Source organism: Streptomyces sp. WAC06614 (assembly GCF_003949795.1).
In the GTDB taxonomy this organism is placed as follows: Bacteria; Actinomycetota; Actinomycetes; order Streptomycetales; family Streptomycetaceae; genus Streptomyces.
Window position 1 is genome coordinate 1 of sequence record NZ_RPRY01000491.1, and the last position, 3,705, is coordinate 3,705.

The 3,705-nt window shown below is 73.2% G+C and carries 5 protein-coding genes; 2 read left to right on the forward strand and 3 right to left on the reverse strand.

Annotated elements, in window-relative coordinates:
* Positions 1-1,350, forward strand: a 1,350-nt coding sequence (locus EF918_RS33705; RefSeq protein ID WP_125652692.1) for a bifunctional 3'-5' exonuclease/DNA polymerase, incomplete at its 5' end; no start/stop codon positions are given.
* A gap of 18 nt (positions 1,351-1,368) precedes the next feature.
* Here the strand turns inward: EF918_RS33705 and EF918_RS33710 are convergent.
* Together EF918_RS33710 and EF918_RS33715 are read right to left on the reverse strand one after the other, a co-directional pair.
* Complete coding sequence (locus tag EF918_RS33710; RefSeq protein ID WP_125652693.1) at positions 1,369-1,563, reverse strand: hypothetical protein; 195 nt, start codon at positions 1,561-1,563, stop codon at positions 1,369-1,371.
* A gap of 163 nt (positions 1,564-1,726) precedes the next feature.
* Positions 1,727-2,074: a hypothetical protein gene (locus EF918_RS33715; RefSeq protein WP_125652694.1), complete on the reverse strand. Its 348-nt coding sequence runs from the start codon at positions 2,072-2,074 to the stop codon at positions 1,727-1,729.
* A 155-nt stretch (positions 2,075-2,229) separates the two neighbouring features.
* Here EF918_RS33715 and EF918_RS33720 point away from each other — a divergent pair, with 155 nt between their 5' ends.
* Positions 2,230-3,216: a LuxR family transcriptional regulator gene (locus tag EF918_RS33720; protein ID WP_125652695.1), complete on the forward strand. Its 987-nt coding sequence runs from the start codon at positions 2,230-2,232 to the stop codon at positions 3,214-3,216.
* 53 nt (positions 3,217-3,269) lie between these two features.
* Here EF918_RS33720 and EF918_RS33725 read toward each other — a convergent pair whose 3' ends face one another.
* On the reverse strand, positions 3,270-3,704 hold the full coding sequence (locus tag EF918_RS33725; protein ID WP_125652696.1) for a GNAT family N-acetyltransferase: 435 nt from the start codon (positions 3,702-3,704) through the stop codon (positions 3,270-3,272).
* Position 3,705 lies beyond the last annotated feature (1 nt).

The window sequence follows — 3,705 nt, forward strand, 5'->3', positions numbered from 1 at the left end:
GCCCCCGTCTCCCCCGACGCCCTCCGCGCGGTCTATGCCGAACAGCAGCGCCGCCACGGCGCCACCGCCCACCCGGACCGGATGCACCTGCTGACCGCCGCCGAGTCCGCCGGTTTCCTGATCGCCGCCGAGATGCACGCCGCCGGCCTGCCCTGGCGGGCCGACGTCCACCGCGCGGTCCTCGGCGAACTCCTCGGCGAGCGCTACGCCGGCGGCGGCGAGCCCCGCCGCCTCGCCGAGCTCGCCGACGAGGTCTCCGCCGCCTTCGGCCGCCGCGTCCGCCCCGACCTCCCGGCCGACGTGATCAAGGCCTTCGCCCAGGCGGGGATCCGCATCCGCTCCACCCGGCGGTGGGAGCTCCAGGAGCTCGACCACCCCGCCGTCGCACCGCTCATCGCGTACAAGAAGCTCTACCGGATCTGGACCGCCCACGGCTGGACCTGGCTCAAGGACTGGGTGCACGACGGCCGCTTCCGCCCCGAGTACGTCCCCGGCGGCACGGTCACCGGCCGCTGGGTGACCAACGGCGGCGGGGCCCTGCAGATCCCCAAGGTCATCCGCCGGGCCGTGGTCGCCGACCCGGGCTGGCGCCTGGTCGTGGCCGACGCCGCCCAGATGGAGCCCCGCGTCCTGGCCGCGATCTCCCGCGACCCGGGCCTGATGGAGGTCGCCGGGCGCGCCGAGGACCTCTACACCTCCATCTCCCGCCAGGGCTTCTCCGGCGACCGCGACAAGGCCAAGATCGCCGTGCTCGGCGCCGTGTACGGCCAGACCTCGGGCGACGGCCTGAAGAACCTCGCCGCCCTGCGCCGCCGCTTCCCGCGCGCCGTCGCGTACGTCGACGACGCCGCCCGCGCGGGCGAAGAGGGCCGCCTGGTCCGCACCTGGCTCGGCCGCACCTGCCCGCCCCCCGCCGGTGCCACCGACGCCGACCGGGACGAGGCGGGCCTGCCGCAGCAGGACGCCGTACCCGCACCGGTGCCGGCCGCCGGCCGGGACCCGGACACCGACGCCGACGCCGACCCCGACGGCTGGGTCCCCGGCTACGCCTCGACCAACACCCGCGCCCGCGGCCGGTTCACCCGCAACTTCGTCGTCCAGGGCAGCGCCGCCGACTGGGCCCTGCTGATGCTGGCCGCCCTGCGCCAGGCCACCGCCGGGATGCGGGCGGAGCTGGTCTTCTTCCAGCACGACGAGGTGATCGTGCACTGCCCGGCCGAGGAGGCCGAGGCCGTGGCCGCGGCGATCACCGCCGCCGCCGACCGCGCGGGCCGCATCGCCTTCGGCGACACCCCGGTCCGCTTCCCGTTCACCACGGCCACCGTGCAGTGCTACGCCGACGCCAAGTGACCGTACCGGCAGCGGCGGCTACTGCCAGCCCATGTCCCCGTTGACGGTCGCGGCGCCGGGGGCGAACTGCCGGCCCGGGTCGGCGGCCACGGCACCGGCCGGCGGGGCCTGCCAGCCCATGTCACCCGCCTGCGCGGCGGTGGCTCCGACCAGGAGCGAACCGGCGCAGAGGGCGAGGACCGCGGCGGCCTGGGCGATACGGGTGGCGATCATGACGAGGTGACCCTTCGGCTGAGCGTGCGTCGGCGTGCGACGGCACCGGCTGGTTGCACTGGACGGATCCGGCCCCGCGTCCCGCGGTGACGTGGTGCCGGCTCGTACCTGCTTGGTTCGTTCTTTCGTTCGTTCCCGCCGGCGCTCTCCCTGCCGGCGATCACTACTTTCGGCGCAGGCCGGAACGCTCGGAAGAGGTTTCCCGTGGCCCCAACAGGCCTTGGCCCAATGGGGCCACCAACGGCGCCTCGGCCCGGTGCAGGACCCATCCGGCCAGCTCGTGGCAGTCCCGCAGCAGCCGCAGGCACACCTGGGCCACCCGCCCCTCCGCCGTGTCCAGCGAGTCGGCCAGGACGTAGAAGCCGAGCACGGGGTGGGGCAGGGCCAGCGGGTGCGCGCTGACGTGTTCGATCCGTTCCTCGGGCCGGGCGAGCGCCAGGGCACGGCGTGCGGCGTCGTAGGGCAGGGATGCACCGGTGGGCGCCCGTAGGTGGGCGTGGATCAGATACATGCACCCGAGGGTGCCAAGAGTCGGCGTCCGCAACGCCCCTTTCGACCTGGCCGGTTGGGTCCGTGGACCGAAGCGGCCAATCGAAGATCCGGTCTCCGCGCACCCGAAGATCCGTGCGATTATCGGCGTGAAAGATCAGGGGAGGGGGGCCTCAATTGTTGACCCTGTTGGGTCTTGACCAGCACACAGAGACCGTTTATCGCGCCATGCTCGCCCATCCCGGCGAGGGCGTCGCGGCGCTCGCCGACCGCCTCGACCTGCCCGAGGACGTCATTCGCTCCAGCCTCGACCAGCTGAGCGAACTGGCCCTCGTCCGGCCGTCGTACGACGACCCCGGCCGGATCCGAGCGGTCAGCCCGGACGTCGGCATGGAGATCCTGCTGGCCCGCCAGCAGGCCGAACTCGCCGCCCAGCAGCAGCGCGTGGAGGCGTCCCGGGCGGCCGCGGCGCAGCTCATCTCGGAGTACGCGGCCCTACGGCCGGACACCGCGCAGCCGGGTGTGGAACACCTGGTGGGCCTCGACCAGATCCGCGACCGGATCGCGACGCTCACCCGCGACACCAAGGAAGAGGTGATGATCTTCGCTCCCGACGGGGAGCAGACCAAGGAGAACCTGGAAGCATCCCGTCCGCTGGACGAGGCGCTCCTGGAGCGGGGTGTCCGCATGCGGACGATCTACCTCGACAGCGTGCGCAACAGCCCGCACAGCGTGGCCTACGCGGAGTGGCTGAGCGAGCTCGGCCGTCAGGCCCGCACCGTTCCGACGCTGCCGCTCCGCATGATCATCTCCGACCGCGCCACCGCGATCGTCCCGGTCAGCAGCGAGAACTCCGCCGCCGGCGCCGTCGTCCTCACCGGCGACGGCACGCTGACCGCGCTGTGCGCGCTGTTCGAGAGCGTCTGGGAGAACGGCAAGCCGCTGGGCGAGAAGACCCGCCGCGAGAGCGACGGCCCGACCGACACCGAGCTGACCGCGCTCAAGCTCCTGGCCGACGGCCACACCGACGAGGCCATCGCCAAACGGCTCGGCGTCTCCCACCGCACCGCCCGCCGCATCGCCACCACCCTCATGGAACGCCTCGGCGCCCGCAGCCGTTTCGAGGCCGGGGTCCGGGCGGTCCAGCAGGGCTGGCTGACGTAGGCACCCCGGGGCGGGCCCTGCCACGAGCAACGACCCGCCCCGGTCGCCACGGCTCAGCGCCCGAGCCCGTGGAAATACAGATGGAACTCCTCGCGCTCGAACCCCTCGGCCTCGTACAGCGCCTGCGCGACCTTGTTGTCGTACCCGGTCTCCAACTGCACCCCGGCCACCCCGGCCTCCTCGGCCCGCCGCAGCACCTCCCGCAACAACGCCCGCCCGACCCCGGCACGCCGCCCGTCGGGCGCCACGTAAAGGTCACTGAGCAACCAGGCGGCCTTCATCGACAGCGAGGAGAACCCGGGATACACCTGCGCGAACCCCACGGTCACCCCACCCACTTCGGCGAGCAGCACCACGGATTCCCGCTTCCGCATCCTCTCGGCAAGAAACTCCCGAGGCCGCCCGTCGTCCTCGACGACGACGCCGTAAAACCCGAGGTACTCCCGGAACAACGCAGCAGCAACCCCCACATCCCCCTCCCCCGCCACC